This window comes from Enterobacter sp. QK-SA4 (genome assembly GCF_056856775.1).
This window is the reverse complement of sequence record NZ_JBXFXH010000007.1, coordinates 3,730,007-3,754,233: the sequence shown is the minus strand read 5'-3', so window position 1 is coordinate 3,754,233 and position 24,227 is coordinate 3,730,007. Positions and strand designations below refer to the sequence as shown.

The window sequence follows — 24,227 nt, the reverse complement described above, 5'->3', positions numbered from 1 at the left end:
AATAGTCGGCAGAGTCATTATGGGGAGACAATATGGCGATTTGGGTTGATGCGGACGCGTGTCCGAATGTGATTAAAGAGATTTTATTTCGTGCCGCCGAGCGCGTTCAGATGCCGCTGACGCTGGTGGCTAACCAGAATATTCGCGTACCGCCTTCGCGGTTTATCCGCTCCTTGCGCGTGCCGGCCGGGTTCGACGTGGCGGATAACGAAATTGTTCGCCTGTGCAGTGCGGAGGATCTGGTGATCACGGCAGATATTCCGCTGGCTGCCGAAGTGCTGGAGAAAGGGGCGGCGGCGCTAAATCCGCGCGGGGAGCGTTACTCGCCTTCGACCATTCGGGAAAAGCTCACCATGCGCGATTTTATGGATACGATGCGGGCCAGCGGCGTGCAGACCGGTGGACCGGACAGCCTGTCCCAGCGCGACCGTCAGCAGTTCGCTGCCGAGCTGGATAAATGGCTGCTGGAAGTGAAGCGCCGCACAGCGTAATGATAATTATTGTCAATTTGTGGTACAGTGTGACCTCCACAGGGTTGTCATCCCGTACCGCTTTGCAGTAAAGTAATCGCAACATCTTCTGCAATTATTTCTTTACACTCTTCAGCCATTCGGCATCAAGGGGAACACCTGGCATGACCCAACCCATCTTTTTAGTTGGCCCCCGCGGCTGTGGGAAAACCACCGTTGGCCTGGAGCTGGCACGCGTGTGTCATCGCCAGTTTGTTGATACCGACCACTGGCTGCAAACCGAGGCCGGAAAAACCATCGCTGAGATCGTTGAGCAAGAGGGATGGGAGAGCTTTCGCGCGCGCGAAACGGCCGCGCTGAAAGCGGTCACCACCCCGTCTGCCGTGATCGCGACCGGCGGCGGCATCGTTCTGGCGGAGTGCAATCGTCACTTTATGCGCGAAAAGGGGATTGTGATTTATCTCAGCGCGCCGGTGTCGGCTCTGGTAGGGCGGCTGGAAGCCTTTCCGGAAGAGGGGCAACGCCCCGCGCTGACCTCCAGGCCGCTCAGCGAAGAGGTGAGCGAAGTGCTGGCCGAACGCGATGCGCTATACCGCGAAGCGGCTCACCACGTGGTGGATGCGTCAGCCTCTCCCGAAGAGGTTGTGATTCAGATTATTACCGCCCTGCGTTTGGCTTGTGCCAGCTAACCGGCGTCTATACTTATAGCTCAGACATAAAAAAGGATGAGCTATGCCAACCAGACCTCCCTATCCGCGTGAAGCGCGCGTTGTTACCGTTGAAAAAGGCCAGACGGGTCATACCGTGACCTGGTACCAACTGCGTGCCGATCACCCCAAGCCGGACTCGCTGATCAGTGAACACGAGACTGAACAGGAAGCGCTGGATGCGAAACGGCGCTATGAAGATCCCGACATAACCTGAATGTTTTCCTAAACGTTCCAGTATCGTGCCTGAATCACACTTTTTACTCATCGGGAAAGTTAAGCAGGAGTTAATATTTAGTTATTACAAGTAACTCCGGTATCGGCAGGCGATCTTTACATTTCTATGTCGGGATCACCTGCTACGCTTGGTGCTGTTTTGTTGAAAAAATGAACTGTGCAGCGTAGTGAGCCTGTACCTGTGTGCACGATGTTGGAGTAATGGAAGGCGATCAAGATGAAGGCAACGTTGGCGATCCTCACCATTGGTGTGGTCCCTGTAAGCGAAGTGTTACCGCTCTTAACCGAGCATGTATCTGAACAACAGATAACGCATCTTAGCCTGCTGGGGAAGATGAGTCGGGAAGAGGTCATGGAAGACTACGCTGTCGAGGCGGGGGAGGATCCCCTGGCGACGTTATTAAGCGACGGTAAACTGGCGCATGTTTCACGCCAGAAAATCGAGCGCTCGCTGCAGGGCGTAATAGAAGTGCTCGATAATCAAGGTTATGACGTTATTTTGCTGATGAGTACCGCGCCCATTAAGGGCCTCACGGCGCGTAATGCGATTTTGCTGGAGCCGATGCGGATCATTCCACCGCTGGTGGCCTCCATCGTGGATGGTCATCAGGTGGGGGTGATTGTACCTATTGAGGAGCTCATGGATAACCAGGAGGCAAAGTGGCACGTGCTGGAAAAAGTGCCCTTGTATGCGCTGGCAAATCCGTTCTGGGACAGTGAGGCCAAGCTCATTGCTGCCGGGAAGGAACTGCTTGAGAGAGGGGCAGATGTCTTGATCCTGGACTGCCTCGGTTTCCATCAGCATCATCGTGATCTGCTGCAAAAAGCGCTGGATGTTCCCGTGCTGTTATCTAACGTTCTGATGGCTCGCCTGGCCTCGGAACTCCTTATGTAATGATTTTGCGTGACAGGTGATGAGCGTGGCCCCTATAGTGAATTTTTATCTAAAAATATAAGGGCCAGTTCATGCTTCAAAGTAACGAATACTTTTCCGGTAAAGTGAAATCCATTGGTTTTACCAGCAGCAGCACTGGCCGCGCCAGTGTCGGCGTTATGGCGGAAGGGGAATACACCTTTGGCACGGCGGAAGCTGAAGAAATGACGGTCGTCAGCGGGGCGCTGAACGTCTTACTGCCGGGTGAAACGGAATGGAAAGTTTACGCTGCCGGGCAAGTTTTCAACGTCCCTGGCCACAGCGAGTTCCATTTGCAGGTTGCTGAACCTACCTCTTATCTGTGCCGCTACCTGAAATAAAAAATAAGCCGGGTGGCGCTAACGCTTACCCGGCCTGCGTTTTGCCTGTTATCTCTGCGCTTCGCCGCCGAGACCTTCCACCAGATTCTGAATCAACGCGGCCAGCTCGCCGGTCATCAGGATAAAGTCCGCGTCAAAGCGCTGGGCGTAATCTTCCCTGTCGATATCTTCGTTCTGATCGCGCAGCTCGTCGCAGAACTTCAGACGTTTCACGGAGCCGTCGTCGCACATCACGAACTGGATGCGCTGCTGCCAGTCGAGCGCCAGTTTAGTGACCACTTTACCCGCTTCGATGTGTACAGCGATCTCGTCGCTCACCAGATCCTGCTTCTTCGCGCGGATCACGCCGCCATCTTCCAGCAGGGCTTTCAGCTCGGCTTCATCAAGGATCTGGAAACCCTGAGCCGCAGCGCCGCTGCGTACCCATTCGGTCAGCGTCAGCTCGATCGGCGTTTCCAGCGCCAGCGGAACGACCGGTAAAGATCCGATGCTTTTACGCAGCAGGGCCAGCGTATCTTCTGCTTTCTTGGCGCTGGCGCAGTCCACCATGATCAGCCCGTTGACGGTGTCGATCCACATCATGGTCTGGCTGAAGCGGCTGAAGGCGCGCGGCAGCAGGGAGTGCAGCACTTCGTCTTTCAGCGAATCTTTTTCGGTCTTTTTCAGCTTGCGGCCCTGTTCGGCTTCCAGCTTGAAAATTTTCGCTTCGAGCGCCTGCTTAACCACCGGCGTCGGCAGGATTTTCTCTTCTTTACGGGCGCAGACGATGATTTGACCCGTGCTGCTGGCGTGGGTCAGTGCATCGCTTTGTGAACCCATTGGCGGAACCCAGCCGGTTTTCGCCATATCCTGGCTACCGCAAGGGGAAAAGGTATAAGCGGCTAACTGTTTTTCCATCTCTTCTGCACGCAGCGAAACGTCGCGGCTGAGACGGTAAACCATCAAATTTTTGAACCACAGCATGATAATTTCCACGGCCTTGTCGTTAAATCAGCGGGCATGATAACGAATTGTCGCATCGCTTGCATTGCTAATCGGGAAGCGTGCTTCTACTCTGTTGATAATCAAAATAATGAGGAGAGTCTTGTGCGTATTGGGATCGATTTGGGCGGCACCAAAACAGAAGTCATCGCACTGAGCGAGCAGGGGGAGCAGCTGTTCCGCCACCGTTTACCGACACCGCGCGATGATTATCACCAGACTATCGAGACGATTGCCAGCCTGGTTGAGATGGCAGAGCAGGCGACAGGGCAAACCGGCAGCGTCGGGATGGGGATCCCGGGGTCGATCTCGCCGTATACCGGGGTGGTTAAAAATGCCAACTCCACCTGGCTCAACGGTCAGCCGTTTGACAAAGATTTGAGCCAACGTCTGAACCGGGAAGTGCGTCTGGCCAACGACGCCAACTGTCTGGCGGTCTCTGAGGCCATCGACGGCGCGGCGGCCGGTGCCCAGACCGTGTTTGCAGTGATCATTGGTACCGGCTGCGGAGCGGGCGTGGCGTTCGGCGGGCGTGCCCATATCGGCGGCAACGGCACGGCAGGCGAGTGGGGACACAACCCGCTGCCGTGGATGGATGAAGACGAGCTTAAATACCGCGCTGAAGTGCCGTGCTACTGCGGAAAGCAGGGCTGTATTGAGACGTTTATCTCCGGCACCGGTTTTGCGACCGATTACCACCGCTTAAGCGGCCAGCCGTTAAAGGGCAACGAAATCATGCGTCTGGTCGAAGAACAGGATCCGGTCGCCGAACTGGCCCTTAGCCGCTACGAAATGCGGCTGGCGAAATCCCTGGCGCACGTGGTGAATATTCTCGATCCGGACGTGATTGTGCTCGGCGGCGGCATGAGCAACGTTGACCGGCTGTACGCCACGGTTCCGAACCTTGTCAAACAGTGGGTCTTCGGCGGCGAGTGTGAAACCCCGATCCGCAAAGCTGTCCACGGTGACTCCAGCGGCGTGCGCGGCGCGGCGTGGCTGTGGCCGGAATAAAAGCAAATAATGTTTATTCCCTCTCCCTGTGGGAGAGGGCCAGGGTGAGGGCACCAGACCGCACCGATCCCCATTTATTCCACCGCAAACACCTTATCCAGCCTGCTGTACCCCAGCCCGTTGATCTTCTTCACCTTGATCTGCACCGGAATGCGCTCTTTCATCGCCTCAACGTGGCTGATCACGCCGATGGTTTTCCCGGTGGCGTTCAGCGCGTCGAGCGCATCCAGCGCGGTATCCAGCGTTTCACTGTCGAGCGTGCCGAACCCTTCATCCAGGAACAGCGAATCGATCCGCGTTTTATGACTCACCAGATCGGAAAGCGCCAGCGCCAGCGCCAGGCTGACCAGGAAGCTCTCGCCGCCGGAGAGGGTGCGGGTATCGCGGACCGCATCCGCCTGCCACGTATCCACCACTTCCAGCTCCAGCGCGTCGCTGGCCTTACGCTGCAATAAATAACGCCCGTGCAGACGGTTAAGCTGCTGGTTAGCAAGCCAGACAAGATTGTCCAGCGTCAGCCCCTGGGCGAACTTACGGAACTTGTCGCCGGTGCTGGAGCCGATCAGTGCGTTCAGGTACCCCCAGTCATCCGCCTGGCGCGCGGCCTCTTCAATTTGCTGCATCAACGCCAGCTGGTGCTGCCGGTTATCGCTGTCCTGCTTAAGCTGCTGACGGATCTCGCCCTGATGCGTGGTGTTCTCGCGCAGCTGTTGCGCCAGCTGCTGCAGCTGGATTTGCAGCGTGGATAGATCGGCGTCGAGCCCTTGCGGCCTCTGCGCCAGATGAGACTGCAGCTGTTGGTTCGCTTGCCCGCACAGCGCCGCGGCCTGCTGTATCTGGTTTTCCAGCGACTGCTTTCGCTGTTCGAGGTGGCGAATGGCATCGTCATCCAGCAGGGCGGCAAGAAACGCGTCCCGATCGGCAAAGCAGCTCGCGGAGAGCGCCGCGGTGAACTGCGTCTGCGACTGCTGCAGGCGCTCTCGCTCCAGCGCTTCCTGCTGCTGTTGCGCCCTCAGCTGGCTTTGCAGCGACACGCATTCGTCGTGGATGGCGCGCCAGTTATCAGGAATAACCGGTTCGGCGTCTTCGCTGTTCGTTGCCGGAAGCGCGTCGAGCAGTGGCTTCAGGGCGTTTATACGTTCCTGAAGCACGCCGTGCTGCGTTTGTTTCTCCTGCCACTGCGCGAATTCAGCTTCACGGGCCTGAAGCCAGGCGGCTTCCTGACTCTCTTCAGGTGCGTTAAGTGAGAGCGCGAGCAGGGCATGCTCCAGCGCCTGCCGCGTGGCCGCCAGCTGCTGCTGATACTGCCGCTCCTGCGTTTCCTGTTCGCTCAGTTGGTTCTGCAGGGTGAGACGCTGACTGAGCTGATAAAGCTGGCGCTCGTAATGTTCCTGTTCGTTCAACCATGGCGCGATATCGTCCTGAATATTCAAGGTAATGTTCAGGGACGTGCAGGCCGCCACCCACTCTTTAGTGAGCGCTTGCTCTTCCTGAGAAAGCGTCTGGGCGTCGTCTGTCTCGCGCTGGATCTGCTGCGTCAGGGCATTTACCTGCCCCAGCACCAGCAGCCCTTCCTCTTTAAGGGCGGCGACCTCTTTTTCCAGGTCATCACGGCGGCGCTGGTTATCCGTCAGCTCAAGCGACTGGTATTGCGCAACGGCGGGATGCTCGCTGGAGCCGCACAGCGGACAGGGTTTGCCGGCCTCAAGCTGCGAACGATAATGTTCCAGCTTTTTGATCGTCGCTTCGGTTTCGCAGAGGGCCTTGAGGTCCAGATAGTGCTGGTGTTTCTCTTTGTACTGCTGGCGACGCAGCGTCAGCGTTTCATTGAGTTTGTTTTGTTCGGCCTGGGCCTTCAGCACGCTTTCACCGCTCTGGCGCAGGCGCTTTTGCAGCGGCTGATAGCGGGCATGCAGCGACGTCAGCCGCTGACGCAGCGTGCGTGACCGGGACTGCTGCTCCATAGCCGCGCTGACCTCATCTGCCGTCAGCGTCAGCGAATTTTCCGGCATCTCAGCCAGCCTGTTGCGTAATTCCCCCATCCGCGCAGCAAGCGAGGCTAACTGCGTTTTGTCGCGGTTAAGCTGAGAGAACTGGGCACGCCAGCCGGCAATCTCCTGCCCCAGCAGGCGATAGCGTTCGTGCTCCGCCAGCCACTGCGCCAGCGCCGTCAGTTCGGTCTGAAGCTGCTCATGATTCCGCTGGGCGGTATGACGGATCCGCGCGCGCAGCGCGGTTTTGGCTTGTAAGCGAGTATTTACTTCAATAATTCGCTGCTGGGTTTGCGCCAGGCGCGCGGTTTGCTCCTGCTGGTGCTCCCAAAGCGGTCGAAGCTGGGCGGCGGGCAGAGCAAGCTGGAGCTTTGCCAGCTCTGGCGCAGCGTTCGTCAGCGCCTGCTGCGCCTGCTGCTGCATCGCGGTGACGCGCTGCTGCTCAAGCACGAGCTCATCATGGCGCGTAAGCCACTGAAAATCTTTCTGTTGGCTTTGCTGCTGAACCAGCAGGGTTTTCTCTTCGTCAGTAAGCACCTGCAAACTTTGCTGCAACTGCTGCTGTTGCTCTTCGCTCAACAGCACGACGCCCGCCGCCTGCGCCTCGCACTTTTCAAGCACGCTGCGGGCGGCTTTGTGTTTCTCAAACACCATGGCGGAAATCTGGCCGTAGATCTCGGTGCCGGTCAGCTCCTCCAGCAGCTCGGCGCGATCGCTCGGCTTGGCATTAAGGAAGGCGGCAAACTGCCCCTGTGAGAGCAGCATGGAGCGGGTGAAGCGGCCATAGTCCAGCCCGGTGAGCGCGGCGGTTTGCTCCAGTTTATCCGTCACTTTGTCGGCCAGGATTTTGCCATCTTCGCAGCGCGCCAGCTCCACGCGCGGCGCCTGCAGGTTTCCGTCCGGCTGGTTGCGCGCGCGGTTCTGGCTCCAGAATGCGCGATAGGCGGTGCCTTTTACCTCGAACTCCACTTCCGCCAGGCACTCGGCGGTGTCGCGCGTCATCAGGTCGTTTTGCGCCTGAGAAACCTTCTGCAGGCGTGGCGTTTCGTGATAAAGCGCCAGACAGATGGCGTCAAGCAGGGTGGTTTTACCTGCCCCGGTTGCGCCGGTGATGGCAAACAGACCGTTGCTGGCAAACGGCTCCGCGGTAAAGTCAATTTTCCACTCGCCCTTGAGGGAGTTGAGATTTTTCAGACGCAGGCTCAAAATTTTCATGCGTTTTCTTCCTCATCATTGAGCGCATGCAGGGTATGGCTGAACAGTTCGCTGAGTCTTGCGCGCTTCGCGTCGTCAATTTCCTCCTGCGAGAGCCTGCGTTCAAACACCTCTTCAACCCGCAGTTCACTGAGCGTTTCGCGTTGAGCGCTTAACAGAATTTTCTCTCGCTGCTCGCGGCTGCGGCGTACCAGTAAGACTTCGACGGGTAAATCTTCCGTCAGCGCCTGAATTTTTCGCTGCATATCGTGCAGGTAGTCGTCGGTGGTGATTTCGATATCCAGCCAGATGGGCGGGTTAAGCGCTGTTCCGCGCCACTGCTCAAGCTGGGCGGTAATGGCGTCAAGATCGCCCTTCAGCACCGCCAGAGGCTGGGTGACGGGCACCTCCAGCGTCTCGACGGCGTGAAGTTTTCCTTCGGAGAAGCTCACCAGATGGACGGATTTGGCCTTGCCCGTTTCGTCAAAGCTGAGCGAAATTGGCGAGCCGCAGTAGCGGATGTGCTCGCTGCCGCCGACGATCTGAGCCCGGTGTATGTGCCCGAGCGCAATGTAGTCGGCTGGCGGGAAGTTCTGCGCCGGAAAGGCATCCAGCGTGCCGATATAGATGTCACGTACCGCGTCACTTTTACTGGCCCCGACGGTGGTGAGATGCCCCGTCGCAATCACCGGAATCGGCTGGTCGCCGCGCAGGGCGCAGGCATCGGCGTGCTGCTGGTGATAATAGTCGGTGATGGCCTGTAATAGATGCTGCTGCTTTTCCGCACCCGACAGCCCCGCCTGGCTTTGCACGATGTCGCGCGGCCGTAAAAAGGGAATGGGGCACAGCACCGCCCCCGGCGTGCCGTCGCGTTTTTTCAGGATCTGCGGGGCGTGCCCGGCGCTGGCGACGACGGTGGTATTGAGAAATGCCAGGATGTCGCGGGATTCATTGAGCGTCGCGACGGAATCATGGTTGCCGGCGACAATCACCAGATGACAGCCGGTTTGCTGCAAATTCACCACGAAGCGGTTGTACAGTTCACGCGCATAACTGGGGGGTGAGCCGGTATCAAAGATGTCACCCGCCACAATAATCGCGTCCACCTCGTGCGTCCGGGCCGTTTCCAGCAGCCAGTTCAGGAAGGCTTCATGTTCAGCCGCACGGCTTTTGCTGTAAAAATTTTGACCCAGATGCCAGTCCGAGGTGTGAAGTATGCGCATAGCTGATCCGTGGCAAAAAAGAGAAAGCAGGATTATAAACGTTCAGAGACGGGAAAATAACCGCTGTAATAAAACAACGGTTTGCCCCTTATCGTGGTACTGTTTTTCATAAATCTGTCATAAATCTGACGCATAATGGCGCCGAATTACAAACTTGTAACTTAAATAAGATAAGACAGGGCAAAGTATGGCGAGACGTATTCTGGTCGTAGAAGATGAAGCTCCAATTCGTGAAATGGTGTGCTTCGTGCTCGAGCAAAACGGCTTCCAGCCGGTTGAAGCGGAAGATTATGACAGCGCAGTGAACCAGCTGAATGAACCCTGGCCCGATCTGATTCTGCTGGACTGGATGTTGCCCGGCGGCTCCGGACTGCAGTTTATCAAACACCTGAAGCGTGAAGCGCTGACCCGCGACATCCCGGTTGTGATGCTCACGGCGCGCGGAGAAGAAGAGGATCGCGTGCGCGGTCTGGAGACCGGCGCGGACGATTACATTACAAAACCGTTCTCCCCAAAAGAGCTGGTTGCCCGCATTAAAGCCGTGATGCGCCGTATTTCGCCGATGGCGGTGGAAGAGGTGATTGAGATGCAGGGGCTGAGCCTTGACCCCACCTCACACCGCGTCATGACCGGTGAAAATCCTCTCGACATGGGGCCTACCGAATTTAAACTCCTGCACTTCTTTATGACCCACCCGGAACGCGTTTACAGCCGCGAGCAGTTGCTGAATAACGTCTGGGGAACTAACGTGTATGTCGAAGACCGGACGGTTGACGTACATATTCGCCGCCTGCGAAAAGCACTGGAACTGAGCGGCCACGATCGCATGGTGCAGACGGTCCGCGGCACGGGTTATCGTTTTTCTACCCGTTTCTGAACAATGACAGGAGTGTGACGCGTGCTGGAACGTCTGTCATGGAAAAGGCTCGTCTTTGAACTGATCTTATGCTGTATTCCGGCCTTCCTTCTGGGGGCCTTTCTTGGACACCTGCCGTGGTTTCTGCTGGCGTCGGTCACCGGGCTGCTGATCTGGCATTTCTGGAACCTGCTGCGCCTCTCCTGGTGGCTGTGGGTTGACCGAAGTATGACGCCGCCGCCGGGAAGCGGCAGCTGGGAGCCGCTGCTGTACGGTCTGCATCAGATGCAGATGCGTAATAAAAAGCGTCGCCGCGAGCTGGGAAGCCTGATTAAGCGTTTTCGCAGCGGTGCAGAGTCGCTGCCGGATGCCGTTATTCTGACGACCGAAGAAGGGACGATCTTCTGGTGTAACGGCCTTGCGCAACAGCTGCTGGGCCTGCGCTGGCCCGACGACAATGGCCAGAATATCCTCAACCTTCTACGCTATCCCGAATTTACGCTGTATCTGAAAAAGCGTGATTTTACCCGCCCGCACAATCTGAAGCTCAATAATGGTCGCCATCTGGAAATCCGCGTGATGCCCTACAGCGATAAGCAGTGGCTGATGGTGGCGCGCGATGTCACCCAGATGCACCAGCTGGAAGGGGCGCGTCGCAACTTCTTCGCCAACGTCAGTCACGAACTGCGTACCCCGCTGACCGTGCTTCAGGGATACCTGGAGATGATGCAGGAGCAAACGCTGGAAGGCGCGCCGCGTGAAAAAGCGCTGCACACCATGCGCGAGCAAACGCACCGGATGGAAGGGCTGGTGAAGCAGCTGCTGACGCTCTCGAAGATTGAAGCGGCGCCAACGCTCGCGCTAAATGACACCATTGATGTGCCGATGATGCTGCGGGTCGTTGAGCGTGAAGCGCAGACGCTAAGCCACAAAAAGCATCACCTGGCCTTTGAGGTCGACAATACGCTGAAGGTGCTGGGCAGCGAAGATGAACTGCGTAGCGCCATTTCCAACCTGGTGTATAACGCGGTGAATCATACGCCGGAGGGGACGAATATCGTGGTGCGCTGGCATCATGCCCCAACGGGGGCTGAGTTTAGCGTGGAAGACAACGGGCCGGGAATTGCGCCTGAGCATATTCCGCGCCTGACCGAGCGCTTTTACCGTGTGGATAAAGCGCGATCCCGGCAGACTGGCGGAAGCGGTCTGGGGCTGGCAATTGTGAAACACGCGGTGAATCACCATGAAAGCCGTCTCGATATTCAGAGTACGCTGGGTAAAGGAACCCGCTTCAGTTTCGTTATTCCGGAACGATTAATTGCCAAAAAGATCGCCTGACGGCAGGCGTGTCATTTTACCTTTCCACGGGTCAGCGTCTGCTGGCCCGTTTGCTTTGCAGTCAAGCGAAACGCGGATGAATTTTATACGGCTGACTGTTTTTTGTTCGCATGATTAGCCATGGGTTTTTCTTATAAATAGCGTATTGTTCTGAGGTGTATTTTCATGATGGCATATTGTTCTGGTTTTGCGATCCCACCTTGCCTTTAAACGTTATAAGCGTTTAAATTGCGCCCCAGATACTGTCAGACCGACTGTATTTGCGTGGTAAATCGAAAAACTATTCTTCTCCACGCCAGGACGGGAGCATTTCCCGCTGAAATTGAGCAAATTTTCGGCTGTATCGTCCCGTCAGGGAAATCGAAAATCTCAATGTTTTCAACACCACATCCACAGGCAGTAAGGTTTTATGACCCATCACTTAAAATCGCGTGACATCATCGCGCTGGGCTTTATGACATTTGCGCTGTTCGTTGGCGCAGGCAACATCATTTTCCCTCCAATGGTTGGCTTACAGGCGGGTGAACACGTCTGGACCGCCGCGTTTGGTTTCCTGATTACTGCCGTGGGTCTGCCGGTTCTGACCGTCGTTGCGCTGGCGAAAGTCGGCGGCGGTGTGGATAGCCTCAGCACCCCGATTGGCAAAGTGGCGGGCGTTCTGCTGGCAACCGTCTGCTATCTCGCCGTTGGCCCGCTGTTTGCGACCCCGCGTACGGCAACCGTTTCCTTCGAAGTGGGTATTGCTCCCCTGACCGGTGACGGCGCGATGCCGCTGTTTATCTACAGCCTGATCTACTTCGCGATCGTGATTCTGGTTTCCCTCTATCCGGGAAAACTGCTGGATACCGTGGGTAACTTCCTGGCTCCGCTGAAAATTGTGGCGCTGATTGTTCTGGCGGTAGCGGCCATCGTCTGGCCAGCGGGCCCGATTAGCGACGCGATGGACGCCTATAAAAACGCCGCGTTCTCTAACGGCTTTGTGAACGGCTACCTGACGATGGATACGCTGGGCGCCATGGTGTTTGGTATCGTTATTGTTAACGCCGCGCGTTCCCGCGGTGTGACCGAAGCGCGTCTGCTGACCCGCTATACCATCTGGGCCGGTCTGATGGCTGGCGTAGGGCTGACGCTGCTCTATCTGGCGCTGTTCCGTCTGGGCTCCGACAGCGCCATGCTGGTTGAGCAGAACGCCAACGGTGCGGCTATCCTGCACGCCTACGTTCAGCACACCTTTGGCGGTGCGGGCAGTATGCTGCTGGCAGCGCTGATTTTCCTGGCGTGTCTGGTGACGGCGGTTGGCCTGACCTGCGCCTGCGCAGAGTTCTTTGCACAGTATCTGCCGCTCTCTTACCGCACCCTGGTGTTTATCCTCGGCATCTTCTCTATGGCGGTGTCCAACCTCGGTCTGAGCCACCTGATTCAGGTCTCGATTCCGGTGCTGACGGCGATTTATCCGCCGTGTATCGTGCTGGTCGTGCTGAGCTTTACTCGCCCGTGGTGGAACAACTCTTCACGAATTATTGCGCCAGCCATGTTTATCAGCCTGATTTTTGGTATCCTTGACGGGATTAAAGCATCAGCTTTCGCGCACATACTGCCGGCATGGACACAGCGTCTGCCGCTGTCCGAGCAGGGGCTGGCCTGGCTGATGCCTACCGTTGTTGCACTGGTTCTGGCGATTATCTGGGACCGTGCTGCAGGGCGTCAGGTCGCATCGAACGCTCATTAATCAACGGCAACAAACTGTTTAACCACGGGGCTTAAGGCCCCGTGGTTTTTTGTTTTTTTCGTGTTGAATGGCAAGATTTAAATGGAAAGCACTAACAAACTTAAACGTGGATTGAGCACGCGCCACATCCGCTTTATGGCGCTGGGCTCTGCTATCGGCACCGGTCTTTTTTATGGCTCGGCAGATGCCATCAAAATGGCCGGTCCCAGCGTTCTGCTGGCGTACATTATCGGCGGCGTGGCGGCGTATATCATCATGCGCGCCCTCGGCGAAATGTCGGTTCACAACCCCTCCGCCAGCTCATTCTCCCGCTACGCGCAGGAAAACCTCGGCCCGCTGGCCGGGTTTATCACCGGCTGGACCTACTGCTTCGAAATCCTGATTGTGGCGATTGCCGACGTGACGGCATTTGGCATCTACATGGGCGTCTGGTTCCCGGCGGTACCGCACTGGATTTGGGTGCTGAGCGTGGTGCTGATCATTTGCGCCGTCAACCTGATGAGCGTGAAGGTGTTCGGCGAGCTGGAGTTCTGGTTCTCCTTCTTCAAGGTCGCCACCATCATCATCATGATTGTGGCCGGTTTTGGGATTATCATCTGGGGGATTGGCAACGGCGGGCAGCCGACCGGGATCCACAACCTCTGGAGCAACGGTGGCTTCTTCAGCAACGGCTGGCTCGGGATGGTGATGTCGCTGCAGATGGTGATGTTCGCCTACGGCGGTATCGAGATTATCGGTATCACCGCCGGGGAAGCGAAAGACCCGGAGAAATCCATTCCGCGTGCGATCAACTCGGTGCCGATGCGTATTCTGGTGTTTTATGTGGGTACGCTGTTCGTGATCATGTCCATCTACCCGTGGAACCAGGTAGGCACCAACGGTAGCCCGTTTGTCCTGACCTTCCAGCATATGGGCATTGCGTTTGCGGCCAGCATTCTCAACTTTGTGGTGCTGACCGCGTCGCTTTCGGCGATCAACAGCGACGTCTTTGGCGTGGGCCGTATGCTGCACGGCATGGCGGAGCAGGGCAGTGCGCCGAAGGTGTTCGCCAAAACCTCACGCCGCGGCACGCCGTGGGTGACCGTCGTGGTGATGACCGTGGCGCTGCTGTTCTCGGTTTACCTGAACTACATCATGCCGGAGAACGTCTTCCTGGTGATTGCGTCCCTGGCAACCTTCGCGACGGTGTGGGTGTGGATCATGATCCTGCTGTCGCAGATTGCCTTCCGCCGTCGCCTGTCACCGGATGAGGCGAAAGCGCTGAAGTTCAAAGTACCGGGCGGCGTTGCGACCACCGTCGTCGGGCTGATTTTCCTGGTGTTTATCATTGGCCTGATTGGCTACCATCCGGACACCCGCATTTCGCTCTACGTGGGCTGCGCGTGGATCGTGCTGCTGCTGGTGGGCTGGGTGTTTAAATGCCGCCGCGACCGTCAGTTGGCGGAAGCGCAGTAAGGTAAAAATGCCGGGTGGCGCTGCGCTTACCCGGCCTACACTCCCTTTTACCCCCAAAAAACTCCTCCCCCGTCCTCCTCCCCCAATAAATCCCATCATGGTGAGCTATCCTTAACCACCCTGTGGCAAGGTGACGTCAATTTCATCAAAGGGGATTCGTGATGTTAAACGCCTGGCACCTTCCGGTTGCCCCATTTGTTAAGCAAAACAAAGACAACCTGGTGATTACGCTCTGGCTGGCGGGTGAAAATCAGCCTGAACGCGTGACGCTCCGCGCCGAAATCGATAACGAAGAGACCGGGCTGAAAATGCACAAGCTGCGCAGCCAGCCGCAGCCGGGGATCACCGCCTGGCGTGCGAATATCGACCTGCGTAGCGGACAGCCGCGTCGCCGCTACAGCTTCAAGCTTTTGTGGAACAACCGTCAGCTGTGGTTTACCCCGCAGGGGTTTAGCCGTTTCCCGCCCGCACGGCTGGAGCAGTTTGCTGTGGATTACCCGGATAACGGCCCGCAGTGGGTTAACGATCAGGTCTTTTACCAGATTTTCCCGGACCGTTTTGCGCGCAGCGAAAAGCGCACTGCCGACCAGAATAAGGTCTACTACCACCATGCCGCGGGCCATGACATTATCCTAAAAGCGTGGGATGAGCCGCTGACCGCGCAGGCGGGCGGATCGACCTTCTACGGGGGCGATCTCGACGGCATCAGCGAAAAGCTGCCGTACCTGAAAAAGCTCGGCGTGACGGCGCTGTATCTCAACCCGGTGTTTAAAGCCCCGAGCGTGCACAAATACGATACCGAAGATTATCGCCACGTTGACGCGCAGTTTGGCGGTGACGAGGCGCTGCTGCGCCTGCGTAAGAACACCCAAAACGAAGGCATGCGCCTGATTCTGGACGGCGTGTTCAACCACAGCGGAGATTCGCACGCCTGGTTTGACCGTCATAACCAGTCGATGGGCGGGGCATGTCATAACCCGGAGTCGCCGCAGCGCGACTGGTACAGCTTTAACGAGGAGGGCCGCGCGCTGGACTGGCTGGGTTACGCCAGCCTGCCGAAGCTGGATTTCCAGTCGCCAACGCTCGTGAATGAAATCTACGGCGGTGAAGACAGCATCGTCCGTCACTGGCTGAAGGCGCCGTGGAATATGGACGGCTGGCGTCTGGACGTAGTGCATATGCTCGGCGAAGCGGGCGGGGCGCGGAATAACCTTCAGCACGTCGCCGGGATTACGCGCTCGGCAAAAGCGGCCCAGCCAGAGGCGTTCGTCTTTGGCGAGCACTTTGGCGACGCGCGCCAGTGGCTGCAGAACGATGCGGAAGATGCGGCGATGAACTATCGCGGCTTTACCTTCCCGCTGTGGGGATTCCTCGCTAACACCGACATCTCCTACGATCCGAATCATATCGACGCTGAAACCTGCATGGCGTGGATGGAGAACTATCGCGCCGGTCTGTCTCATCAGCAGCAGCTGCGGATGTTCAACCAGCTCGATAGCCATGATACCGCCCGCTTTAAATCCCTGCTCGGCAAGGATGTGGCGCGTCTGCCGCTGGCGGTGACCTGGCTCTTCACCTGGCCGGGCGTGCCGTGCATCTATTATGGAGACGAAGTGGGGCTGGACGGCAACAACGATCCGTTCTGCCGGAAAACCTTCCCGTGGGAGCCAGAGAAGCAGGACAAGGTGCTGTTCAGCCTGTATCAGCGGCTGGCGAAGCTGCGTAAGCAGAGTCTCGCCCTTCGCTACGGCGGCTGTCAGGTGGTGTATGCCCACGATAACGTGGTGGTGTTTGCTCGCGTCTACAATCAGCAGCGCGTGCTGGTGGCCATTAACCGGGGCGAAGCCTGCGAAGTGGTGCTGGATGATTCACCGCTGCTGAAGGTGGCGGCGTGGAAGAATAAAGAGGGCAAGGCAACGATACAGGACGGCGTGCTGGCGCTGCCTGCGGCATCCGCGACAATCTGGTTTGGCAGCTAAGACCTGCTAATGTTTCCACCTTTTAAGATGGCGCAAATGCAACTATTTGTGTCAATCTTAACGGATCGTTTACGGTGAAGGTGGAAACATGGACGAGCTTTACATCCTTGGCTGTTTGTTCCTGGTATTTGCGCTGGTGGTGGCACCCGTGCTTGCGGTTATCGGCTTTAACCGAAGTACGGCGGCTCGACAGGAGATCGCCCGGCTACGCCAGCGCATTGAGGCGCTTGAACAGCGCGGCGCGAATGAGATAGCGCCAGAGCCGGTGCAGTCTGCCGCTCCGGCGGTCGTGACCGCGCCGGTGGTTGAAGATGCTCCCGCGCCTGTCGACCCCTGGCGTTCCGATACTCCCGCTGCCGTGGCAGAACCCGCTCCGGCCCCGACGCCTGCGGCAAAACAGCCTTCTGCCTTTGGCGGCATCCTGACGTCGCTGGTGCGCTGGTTTATGCAGGGTAACCCGCTGGCGAAGCTTGGGATCCTGCTGCTCTTCCTCGGTCTTTCATTCCTGCTGCGCTATACCGTGGAACATTCCCTGTTCCCGCTTGAGCTGCGCCTCGTGGCAACGGCGCTGTTTGCCATCGTCCTGCTGGCGGTCGGGTGGCGGCTGCGGCACAGGCAGCGTGTCTATGCGCTGATCCTCCAGGGCGGGGCGACCGGCGTGCTCTACCTGACGGTGTTTGGTGCCTTTCGGCTCTGGCAAATGCTGCCGATGACGCTGGCCTTTGCGCTTCTGGTGGTGATTTGCGCGGCGAGCGTCGGGCTGGCGGTGCTGCAGAAGGCGCTGAGCCTGGCCATGCTGGCGAGCCTCGGCGGGTATCTTGCGCCGCTGCTCTTATCTACCGGGGGCGGCAGCTTTGTGGCGCTGTTCTCTTTCTATCTCCTGCTTTCCATCGGCATTCTCGCTATCAGCATCTGGCAGCACTGGCGCGAGCTGAATCTGCTCGGGCTACTGTTTACGTTCGGCGTGGGCGGCCTGTGGGGGCTGAATGACTACCAGCCTGAAGACTATTGGGTCTGCCAGCTGTTTCTGATTGCCAATACGCTGATATTCGGCGTCCTGAGCGTGGCGCTGTCGCTGCGGGCGCAGGAGAAAGGGAAGCAAATTATTGACGGCGTGCTGCTGTTTGCTCCGCCGCTGATCGGTTTCGGGATGCAGTACGGCATGACCCGGCACTGGGAATATGGACCGGCCCTGAGCGCGCTGGGCTACGGTGCATTCTATCTTACCCTCGCGTTCCTTGCGCTGCGGCGCTATCCCTCTATCGGGCGACCTCTGGTCATGGCGGCGCTGGCAATCGGCGGCGGATTTGCCACGCTCGCCATTCCGCTGGCGCTGTCTGCGCGCTGGACGGCGATGGCCTGGGCGCTGGAAGGGCTGGGTATCCTCTGGCTGGGCGTGCAGCAGAACCAGCGTCGCATGAGCTATAGCGGGACGGCGCTGCTGGTGCTGGCGCTCGGCAGCGCGCTGTGGGCGCAAACGAACGGCGTTACGTCCCTGAGCCTGCTGCTGATCTTCACCATCCTCAGCCTTTGCTGGCTGGCTGCGGCCTGGCTGTGGCGGACTCTCTTTCTGCCGGTCAGCTGGGCGCTGCTGGCAGGCGGGCTGCTGTTCTGGCTCGTGGCGCTATTGGGTGCATCGCGGCTGGCACTGACGAAGGAATTACCGATTCTTGCGGGCGTGCTGGCGCTGACGGCGGCATCGGTTTGGGGCTGGCGGCAGGCGGCTGCTCGTCTGGCGTGGCGGGAGCTGGATGCCAGCAAATGGCTGCTGTGGCCGGTTATGCTGCTGATGGTGGGTTATCAGCTCTGGCACCAGCAGATCGTTGCCGCCGGCTGGTCAAACCTCGCCTGGTGCGTTGCGCTTCCTGCCGCGCTGATGCTGCTGCGGCGCGACGGTGAAAGACTCCTGCCGCGCATCGCGATGGGGCTGCATCTGTCGCTGTTCTGGATGATTTTGCTGGCGCTGGCCGCGGAGCTTTACTGGTTTGCCCGGTCGTTGCCGTGGGGCATGGCGGCCTGGGGCAGCGGATTAGCGATGGCCGCAGGCGGCGGGGTGATTATGGCGCTTTCTGCAGCCGTACGGCGTCGCGTGTGGCCGTTCCGGGAGTGGCCTGCGCTCTACGCCTGCCTGGCGCCGATCCCTGCCGTCGTGGCGCTGCTGGTACTGCTGGTGGTGACCAATTTCCAGGACGGCGTGGTCTATCGTCAGACCTGGCTGCCGCTGGTAAACCCGCTTGAGGAAGGCGCGGCGTTCGCGCTGCTGGGGCTGGTCGTCTTTTATCGGGCGGTAGAACGCTACTATCCGGCATGGCTTGCGCAAGCGCGTCCGTGGCCCGCCGTCGCGATTATGGCGTTTGGCTTCTGGTGGCTAAACGGTGCGCTGATGCGCGCCCTGGCATGGTACGGCGACGTAGCCTGGAATATGGCATCGCTGTGGGATTCGCGGCTTATCCAGACCAGTTTTGCCCTGTTCTGGATGCTGAGCGCGCTGGTGGTCATGATCCATGCCACCCGTCGGGCTTCCCGGCAGGAGTGGCTCTGCGGTGCCGCGCTGCTGGGCGTGGTGATGGTTAAACTGATGCTGGTGGACAGCGCGGGCGGAGGCGGTTTGTCGCGCGCGGTGGCGTTTATCGGCGTGGCGATACTGGTTCTGATCGTGGGGTATTTCTCACCGCTACCGCCCAAAACAGGAGATGAAAAATGAAATGGATGAAAGCGGTAGCCTGTACCGCGCTGCTGGCGCTTTCCGGCCCGGCGTTCTGCGATGAGGGACAAACGGAATCGCCCCGGGACTATGCCTTTGGTCTTTCACTGGATACGTCTGTTCCCTCCCAGTGGTATCGGGTGCTGCTGCCGCTCGCCGTCTATGAGCAAAGTACGTGGCCGGATCTGCATGATGTCCGCGTCTTTAACCAGTCGGGCGAGCCGGTTCCCTTCAGCCTGGTCAGCGCGACGCGTCCGCAGACGCCAGCGCAATCCACTGCGCTGCGCCTCTTCCCGCTGGACGCCTCGCCGCTTGCGGCTTCGCAAGGATCCGGTGACAGCGATAAGATCCTGCTCCGTTCCGGAAACGGCGTTGAGATTGTGCTGGAGGGGCAAAAAGCCGCCGCAGCCGGGCAACATTATCTGCTGACCCTGCCGGAGCAGGCGACGGGGGAGCTCGCCATATCCCAGCTGCAGCTGCTCTGGAATACTCCGCAGACGCCGTGGCAGGGGACGGCGTCGGTCTATCACAGCGAGGATCTTAAGCGCTGGTATACCCTGCGTGAGGATATGCCATTGCTGGACGTCGTCAGCGGCCAGGACCGTCTTAAGCTCGATCGGATCGATACCGATACGGTTTTATCTCCCGATGCGAATCGCTATCTCATGGTGGTGCTGAATGCGCAGAGCCAGAGGATAACCTTGACCGGCGTAAACGCAATCAGCGCACCTGCCCAGGCATCCCCGGAAGCTATCGACCTTGAGGGGGAAGGGGAGCAGCTATCGACAAGCGAAGCGCAGTGGCACTGGGCGCGCCCGCAGCCGCTGAGTGCTGTCAGCATCTCACTGAATGGCGATGGCGTCCTTCCCGTTGAGATCGCGTGGCGGAGTACGGAAAAAGACCCATGGCATCCTCTGAAGAAAGAGGTCCTTTACCGTCTTGAGGGAAAAACGTCGCCACCGGTTTCGCTTAACGGGGGGCTGGTGCAGGCCGTGAAAATCACGACGCTGAATGCGCGTCTGCCAGAATACCTGCCGAGCGTCACGGGACATCGCGACCGCTATGACCTGGTGTTCAACGCGCAGGGGAAAGCGCCGTACGTGCTCGCCTGGGGCAACGGCGCCGCGAAGCCTGCCAGCGTGGAGCCCGGCATGCTGATCCCGGCCGACCTGCGCAAGACCTATGACATGGCGAACCTGCCGCAGGCCGACATTCTGGATGATGTCGCGTTAGGCGGCCAGGAGCGTCTGACCGCTACCTCTGCGGCCGAGCGGGAGAGCAGGATGAACACGCTTCTGGTATGGGGCGTGCTGATTGCGGGGGTGATTCTGCTGGCGGGCATGGCCTGGCGCATCTGGCGAGAGACGCAGCGTAAGGCATAAAAAAAGGCCCGCATAAGCGGGCCTTTTTCGTAAACCGTGCCGATTACAGGCTGGATACGTTCTCAGACAGGTATTTAGCCACGCCGTCTGGAGACGCGTTCATGCCTTCTTTACCTTTCTCCCACTGAGCCGGGCACACTTCGCCGTGCTCTTCGTGGAACTGCAGCGCGTCAACCATGCGCAGCATTTCGTCGATGTTACGACCCAGCGGCAGATCGTTCACAACCTGGTGACGAACGATGCCGTTCGCGTCGATCAGGAAGGAACCACGCAGCGCAACGCCAGCGTCCGGATGTTCGATACCGTAAGCCTGCTGGATTTCGCGTTTGATGTCCGCAACCATTGCGTATTTCACCGCACCGATGCCGCCTTTGTCGACAGGGGTGTTACGCCATGCGTTGTGTACAAATTCAGAGTCGAAGGAGACGCCAACAACTTCCACGCCACGTTTCTGGAATTCTTCATAACGTTTGTCGAATGCGATCAGCTCAGACGGGCAAACGAAAGTGAAGTCCATTGGCCAGAAGAACAGAACGGTCGCTTTACCGTTGGTGTGCTGTTTGAAGTTGAAGTTTTCAACGATTTCACCGTTGCCCAGAACTGCTGCAGCTGTAAAATCCGGAGCCGGACGAGTTACCAGAACCATATGATTCTCCTGTAGATACTAAGGTTATTTGGAACGCAACGCGAGCCAGTATAGAGAGTGTTCATGGATAAGACAAAGAGGTGGTGACAATCGTTCCGCCAGCTTTTACCTATCAATGTGAATTCTGTCAGAGCTGTTTGTTTTTCGCCTGCGCCATCATGCGCGGGTAAAACTGCCAGAAACGCGCTTCCAGCGCATCGTAATGTTCATCCAGGTCATACCAGGAATCCCGCAGCGCATCCAGTCGTGGTCGGCGGCTTGCCATCCCATTCAACACGTTCTGGATGAAATCCATCTCGCGATAGCGCTCCAGCCAGCGCTCTGACCACAGGTAGTTATTCAGATTGACAAAGCGCGGCGGCGAGTCGGGCAGAATGATCGACACCTGCTGGTGGGCATAGCGCACAAACGCCGGCAAGGGCATCTCCGGCGACAGCTGTTCCCAGTGGCGCGACAGAAAGTGATCCCACATCACGTCGAGCGTGATCGGCGCAACGCGGCGCGTTTCAGGGCGAAACCACGCTTTAGCTTCCGTCACTTCCGGCAGCTTATCCGTCAGCACGTCGATGCGGCGGTGCATAAAAATTCCGTCGACAACCTCAGGGGAATAGTCCTCAGCGGGGTTGCCGCGTACGAAATCGGCCAGCAAATTGCCGGACAGGGAGCTGTTAGCGAGGTGAGCGAGATGCAGGTGAGCGAGAAAATTCATGCGTTTTATTTGTCCGGGGGCGGCTAGTTGTTGCAGCAAAAGGGTGTGAGCACTAGACTATGCCGCCTGTTTTTAAGTCACGAGTATACGTCATGCGCGTCGCCGATTTCTCCTTTGAACTACCTGAATCCCTGATTGCTCACTATCCCATGCCTGAGCGCAGCAGCTGTCGCTTACTGTCACTGGATGGGCCAACGGGCGAGCTGACGCACGGTACTTTCACCGATTTGCTCGACAAGCTCAACCCTGGCGATCTGCTGGTCTTTAACAATACCCGCGTGATCCCGGCGCGCCTGTTTGGCCGTAAAGCCAGCGGCGGCAAGATTGAAGTGCTGGTCGAACGTATGCTCGATGATAAACGTATTCTGGCACATATTCGCGCGTCTAAGGCGCCGAAGCCGGGCGCTGAACTGCTGCTGGGCGATGATGAGAGTATCAAGGCGACCATGACCGCGCGCCATGACGCGCTGTTTGAGGTGGCGTTCGATGACGAACGCACGGTGCTCGATATCCTGAACGCCATCGGCCACATGCCGCTGCCGCCTTATATTGAGCGTCCGGACGAAGAGGCCGACCGCGAGCTGTACCAGACCGTCTACAGCCAGAAGCCAGGCGCCGTCGCTGCGCCGACCGCGGGCCTGCATTTTGATGAGCCGCTGCTGGAGAAACTGCGCGCGAAGGGCGTGGAGATGGCGTTCGTGACGCTGCACGTCGGGGCGGGAACCTTCCAGCCGGTGCGCGTGGACAGCATTGAAGATCACATCATGCACTCTGAGTATGCCGAAGTGCCTCAGGATGTGGTGGACGCGGTCCTGGCGGCGAAAGCGCGCGGCAGCCGCGTCGTGGCGGTCGGTACAACGTCCGTGCGCTCACTCGAGAGCGCCGCGCAGGCCGCAAAGAGCGATCTTATCGAGCCGTTCTTTGGCGATACGCAGATCTTTATCTACCCGGGCTATCAGTACAAAGTGATTGACGCGCTGGTGACCAACTTCCATCTGCCTGAATCAACGCTGATTATGCTGGTGTCGGCATTTGCCGGTTATCAGCATACGATGGCGGCCTACAAGTCTGCGGTAGAACAAAAATATCGCTTTTTTAGCTACGGGGACGCGATGTTTATCACGTACAATCCGCTGGCTTTGAATGAGCGTGTCGGGGAATAAGTCCGCGGCACCGTTTTACAACGTTGGACTGTTTTTCTGACGTCGGAGAAAAAATGAAATTTGAACTCGATACCACCGATGGCCGCGCGCGTCGCGGTCGCCTGGTGTTTGATCGCGGCGTGGTGGAAACCCCCGCGTTTATGCCTGTGGGCACGTACGGCACCGTAAAAGGGATGACGCCGGAAGAAGTAGAAGCCACTGGCGCACAGATTATCCTCGGCAACACCTTCCACCTGTGGCTGCGTCCGGGTCAGGAGATCATGAAGCTCCACGGCGACCTGCACGATTTCATGCAGTGGAAAGGACCAATCCTGACCGACTCCGGCGGCTTCCAGGTCTTCAGCCTGGGCGATATCCGCAAGATCACCGAGCAGGGCGTACACTTCCGTAACCCGATCAACGGCGATCCGATTTTCCTCGATCCCGAAAAATCGATGGAGATTCAGTACGATCTCGGCTCTGACATCGTGATGATCTTCGACGAATGTACGCCGTATCCTGCTGACTGGGACTACGCAAAACGCTCCATGGAGATGTCTCTGCGCTGGGCGAAGCGTAGCCGTGATCGTTTTGACTCCCTGCAGAACAAAAATGCGCTGTTCGGCATTATCCAGGGCAGCGTTTACGAAGATTTACGCGATATCTCTGTTAAAGGTCTGGTAGAGATAGGTTTTGATGGCTACGCTGTCGGCGGTTTGGCTGTGGGTGAGCCGAAGGAAGACATGCACCGCATTCTGGAGCATGTCTGCCCGCAAATCCCGGCGGATAAACCACGATACCTGATGGGCGTGGGTAAACCAGAAGATCTGGTTGAAGGCGTACGCCGCGGCATTGATATGTTCGACTGCGTCATGCCAACCCGCAACGCGCGTAACGGCCATTTGTTCGTTACCGATGGCGTGGTGAAAATCCGTAACGCGAAGCATAAGAGTGACACCAGCCCGCTCGATTCCGAGTGCGATTGCTATACCTGTCGCAATTATTCTCGCGCGTATCTGCATCATCTCGATCGTTGCAACGAGATTTTGGGCGCGCGTCTCAATACCATTCATAATCTTCGTTATTATCAGCGCTTAATGGCTGGTTTACGTAAGGCTATCGAAGAGGGTAAATTAGAGAGCTTCGTGACCGATTTCTACCAACGTCAGGGGCGGGATGTTCCACCGTTGAACGTTGATTAATTTTAATAATGAGGGAA

General features: G+C 57.9%; 20 protein-coding genes. 15 read left to right on the top strand and 5 right to left on the bottom strand.

Annotated features, from left to right (window positions below; translation table 11 throughout):
• Positions 1 to 32: 32 nt before the first annotated feature.
• From AC1VYI_RS19735 to ppnP, 5 genes are all read left to right on the top strand, one after another.
• A complete protein-coding gene (locus tag AC1VYI_RS19735; protein ID WP_010428006.1) occupies positions 33 to 491 on the top strand; it encodes a YaiI/YqxD family protein in 459 nt (152 codons plus the stop codon).
• Between the two features lie 143 nt (positions 492 to 634).
• A complete protein-coding gene (aroL, locus tag AC1VYI_RS19730; RefSeq protein WP_023310537.1) occupies positions 635 to 1,159 on the top strand; it encodes a shikimate kinase AroL in 525 nt (174 codons plus the stop codon).
• Between the two features lie 43 nt (positions 1,160 to 1,202).
• Positions 1,203 to 1,394 carry a protein YaiA gene (gene yaiA, locus AC1VYI_RS19725; protein ID WP_023310538.1) on the top strand — a complete coding sequence of 64 codons (192 nt, stop codon included), beginning with the start codon at positions 1,203 to 1,205 and terminating at the stop codon, positions 1,392 to 1,394.
• A 237-nt stretch (positions 1,395 to 1,631) separates the two neighbouring features.
• The gene (locus AC1VYI_RS19720) at positions 1,632 to 2,309 is read left to right on the top strand and encodes an AroM family protein (RefSeq protein WP_008503271.1); all 678 of its coding nucleotides are present in this window, start codon (positions 1,632 to 1,634) and stop codon (positions 2,307 to 2,309) included.
• 71 nt (positions 2,310 to 2,380) lie between these two features.
• Entirely contained in the window at positions 2,381 to 2,668 is a 288-nt protein-coding gene (ppnP, locus tag AC1VYI_RS19715) for a pyrimidine/purine nucleoside phosphorylase (RefSeq protein WP_008503270.1), read from the top strand.
• A 48-nt stretch (positions 2,669 to 2,716) separates the two neighbouring features.
• On the opposite strand, the gene rdgC is transcribed toward ppnP, so the two are convergent.
• On the bottom strand, positions 2,717 to 3,631 hold the full coding sequence (rdgC, locus tag AC1VYI_RS19710; protein ID WP_023310540.1) for a recombination-associated protein RdgC: 915 nt from the start codon (positions 3,629 to 3,631) through the stop codon (positions 2,717 to 2,719).
• 123 nt (positions 3,632 to 3,754) lie between these two features.
• On the opposite strand from rdgC, the gene mak reads away from it, so the two are divergent.
• On the top strand, positions 3,755 to 4,660 hold the full coding sequence (mak, locus tag AC1VYI_RS19705) for a fructokinase (protein ID WP_045400629.1): 906 nt from the start codon (positions 3,755 to 3,757) through the stop codon (positions 4,658 to 4,660).
• Between the two features lie 74 nt (positions 4,661 to 4,734).
• Here the strand turns inward: mak and sbcC are convergent, their stop codons facing one another.
• Together sbcC and sbcD are read right to left on the bottom strand one after the other, a co-directional pair.
• Positions 4,735 to 7,866, bottom strand: a complete 3,132-nt coding sequence (gene sbcC / locus AC1VYI_RS19700) for an exonuclease subunit SbcC (RefSeq protein WP_134866754.1) — start codon at positions 7,864 to 7,866, stop codon at positions 4,735 to 4,737.
• Positions 7,863 to 9,068 (bottom strand): exonuclease subunit SbcD, encoded by a 1,206-nt coding sequence (gene sbcD, locus AC1VYI_RS19695; protein ID WP_134866753.1) that lies wholly within the window; start codon positions 9,066 to 9,068, stop codon positions 7,863 to 7,865. Before sbcD ends, sbcC begins: the two co-directional genes overlap by 4 nt.
• A gap of 187 nt (positions 9,069 to 9,255) precedes the next feature.
• On the opposite strand from sbcD, the gene phoB reads away from it, so the two are divergent.
• From phoB to AC1VYI_RS19660, 7 genes are all read left to right on the top strand, one after another.
• Positions 9,256 to 9,945: a phosphate response regulator transcription factor PhoB gene (gene phoB, locus AC1VYI_RS19690; protein WP_008503265.1), complete on the top strand. Its 690-nt coding sequence runs from the start codon at positions 9,256 to 9,258 to the stop codon at positions 9,943 to 9,945.
• 21 nt (positions 9,946 to 9,966) lie between these two features.
• Positions 9,967 to 11,262 (top strand): phosphate regulon sensor histidine kinase PhoR, encoded by a 1,296-nt coding sequence (phoR, locus tag AC1VYI_RS19685; protein ID WP_226483440.1) that lies wholly within the window; start codon positions 9,967 to 9,969, stop codon positions 11,260 to 11,262.
• A gap of 409 nt (positions 11,263 to 11,671) precedes the next feature.
• Entirely contained in the window at positions 11,672 to 12,991 is a 1,320-nt protein-coding gene (gene brnQ / locus AC1VYI_RS19680; RefSeq protein WP_023310545.1) for a branched-chain amino acid transporter carrier protein BrnQ, read from the top strand.
• Between the two features lie 81 nt (positions 12,992 to 13,072).
• Positions 13,073 to 14,446: a proline-specific permease ProY gene (gene proY, locus AC1VYI_RS19675; RefSeq protein WP_008503261.1), complete on the top strand. Its 1,374-nt coding sequence runs from the start codon at positions 13,073 to 13,075 to the stop codon at positions 14,444 to 14,446.
• Positions 14,447 to 14,607: 161 nt separating this feature from the next.
• Positions 14,608 to 16,425, top strand: a complete 1,818-nt coding sequence (malZ, locus tag AC1VYI_RS19670; RefSeq protein WP_134866752.1) for a maltodextrin glucosidase — start codon at positions 14,608 to 14,610, stop codon at positions 16,423 to 16,425.
• A gap of 88 nt (positions 16,426 to 16,513) precedes the next feature.
• Positions 16,514 to 19,129 (top strand): DUF2339 domain-containing protein, encoded by a 2,616-nt coding sequence (locus AC1VYI_RS19665; RefSeq protein ID WP_134866751.1) that lies wholly within the window; start codon positions 16,514 to 16,516, stop codon positions 19,127 to 19,129.
• Positions 19,126 to 20,511 carry a DUF3999 domain-containing protein gene (locus AC1VYI_RS19660; RefSeq protein ID WP_134866750.1) on the top strand — a complete coding sequence of 462 codons (1,386 nt, stop codon included), beginning with the start codon at positions 19,126 to 19,128 and terminating at the stop codon, positions 20,509 to 20,511. The genes AC1VYI_RS19665 and AC1VYI_RS19660 overlap by 4 nt, the downstream gene beginning before the upstream one ends.
• A 43-nt stretch (positions 20,512 to 20,554) precedes the next feature.
• On the opposite strand, the gene AC1VYI_RS19655 is transcribed toward AC1VYI_RS19660, so the two are convergent.
• Together AC1VYI_RS19655 and acpH are read right to left on the bottom strand one after the other, a co-directional pair.
• Positions 20,555 to 21,157: a peroxiredoxin gene (locus tag AC1VYI_RS19655; RefSeq protein ID WP_014168840.1), complete on the bottom strand. Its 603-nt coding sequence runs from the start codon at positions 21,155 to 21,157 to the stop codon at positions 20,555 to 20,557.
• Between the two features lie 127 nt (positions 21,158 to 21,284).
• On the bottom strand, positions 21,285 to 21,866 hold the full coding sequence (gene acpH / locus AC1VYI_RS19650; RefSeq protein WP_064791213.1) for an ACP phosphodiesterase: 582 nt from the start codon (positions 21,864 to 21,866) through the stop codon (positions 21,285 to 21,287).
• Between the two features lie 92 nt (positions 21,867 to 21,958).
• On the opposite strand from acpH, the gene queA reads away from it, so the two are divergent.
• Both queA and tgt read left to right on the top strand, forming a co-directional pair.
• Positions 21,959 to 23,029 carry a tRNA preQ1(34) S-adenosylmethionine ribosyltransferase-isomerase QueA gene (gene queA, locus AC1VYI_RS19645; protein WP_023310550.1) on the top strand — a complete coding sequence of 357 codons (1,071 nt, stop codon included), beginning with the start codon at positions 21,959 to 21,961 and terminating at the stop codon, positions 23,027 to 23,029.
• A gap of 53 nt (positions 23,030 to 23,082) precedes the next feature.
• On the top strand, positions 23,083 to 24,210 hold the full coding sequence (gene tgt, locus AC1VYI_RS19640; RefSeq protein ID WP_003859110.1) for a tRNA guanosine(34) transglycosylase Tgt: 1,128 nt from the start codon (positions 23,083 to 23,085) through the stop codon (positions 24,208 to 24,210).
• The last annotated feature ends 17 nt before the right edge of the window (positions 24,211 to 24,227 follow it).

Excerpts from the sequence above, each read along its gene's own strand:
- sbcC (WP_134866754.1), bottom strand. The coding sequence starts at position 7,866 with ATGAAAATTTTGAGCCTGCGTCTGAAAAATCTCAACTCCCTCAAGGGC.
- malZ (WP_134866752.1), top strand. The coding sequence starts at position 14,608 with ATGTTAAACGCCTGGCACCTTCCGGTTGCCCCATTTGTTAAGCAAAAC.
- brnQ (WP_023310545.1), top strand. The coding sequence starts at position 11,672 with ATGACCCATCACTTAAAATCGCGTGACATCATCGCGCTGGGCTTTATG.
- AC1VYI_RS19660 (WP_134866750.1), top strand. The coding sequence starts at position 19,126 with ATGAAATGGATGAAAGCGGTAGCCTGTACCGCGCTGCTGGCGCTTTCC.
- proY (WP_008503261.1), top strand. The coding sequence starts at position 13,073 with ATGGAAAGCACTAACAAACTTAAACGTGGATTGAGCACGCGCCACATC.
- AC1VYI_RS19720 (WP_008503271.1), top strand. The coding sequence starts at position 1,632 with ATGAAGGCAACGTTGGCGATCCTCACCATTGGTGTGGTCCCTGTAAGC.
- yaiA (WP_023310538.1), top strand. The coding sequence starts at position 1,203 with ATGCCAACCAGACCTCCCTATCCGCGTGAAGCGCGCGTTGTTACCGTT.
- AC1VYI_RS19655 (WP_014168840.1), bottom strand. The coding sequence starts at position 21,157 with ATGGTTCTGGTAACTCGTCCGGCTCCGGATTTTACAGCTGCAGCAGTT.
- queA (WP_023310550.1), top strand. The coding sequence starts at position 21,959 with ATGCGCGTCGCCGATTTCTCCTTTGAACTACCTGAATCCCTGATTGCT.
- acpH (WP_064791213.1), bottom strand. The coding sequence starts at position 21,866 with ATGAATTTTCTCGCTCACCTGCATCTCGCTCACCTCGCTAACAGCTCC.
- aroL (WP_023310537.1), top strand. The coding sequence starts at position 635 with ATGACCCAACCCATCTTTTTAGTTGGCCCCCGCGGCTGTGGGAAAACC.
- tgt (WP_003859110.1), top strand. The coding sequence starts at position 23,083 with ATGAAATTTGAACTCGATACCACCGATGGCCGCGCGCGTCGCGGTCGC.
- rdgC (WP_023310540.1), bottom strand. The coding sequence starts at position 3,631 with ATGCTGTGGTTCAAAAATTTGATGGTTTACCGTCTCAGCCGCGACGTT.
- sbcD (WP_134866753.1), bottom strand. The coding sequence starts at position 9,068 with ATGCGCATACTTCACACCTCGGACTGGCATCTGGGTCAAAATTTTTAC.
- AC1VYI_RS19735 (WP_010428006.1), top strand. The coding sequence starts at position 33 with ATGGCGATTTGGGTTGATGCGGACGCGTGTCCGAATGTGATTAAAGAG.
- AC1VYI_RS19665 (WP_134866751.1), top strand. The coding sequence starts at position 16,514 with ATGGACGAGCTTTACATCCTTGGCTGTTTGTTCCTGGTATTTGCGCTG.
- phoB (WP_008503265.1), top strand. The coding sequence starts at position 9,256 with ATGGCGAGACGTATTCTGGTCGTAGAAGATGAAGCTCCAATTCGTGAA.
- ppnP (WP_008503270.1), top strand. The coding sequence starts at position 2,381 with ATGCTTCAAAGTAACGAATACTTTTCCGGTAAAGTGAAATCCATTGGT.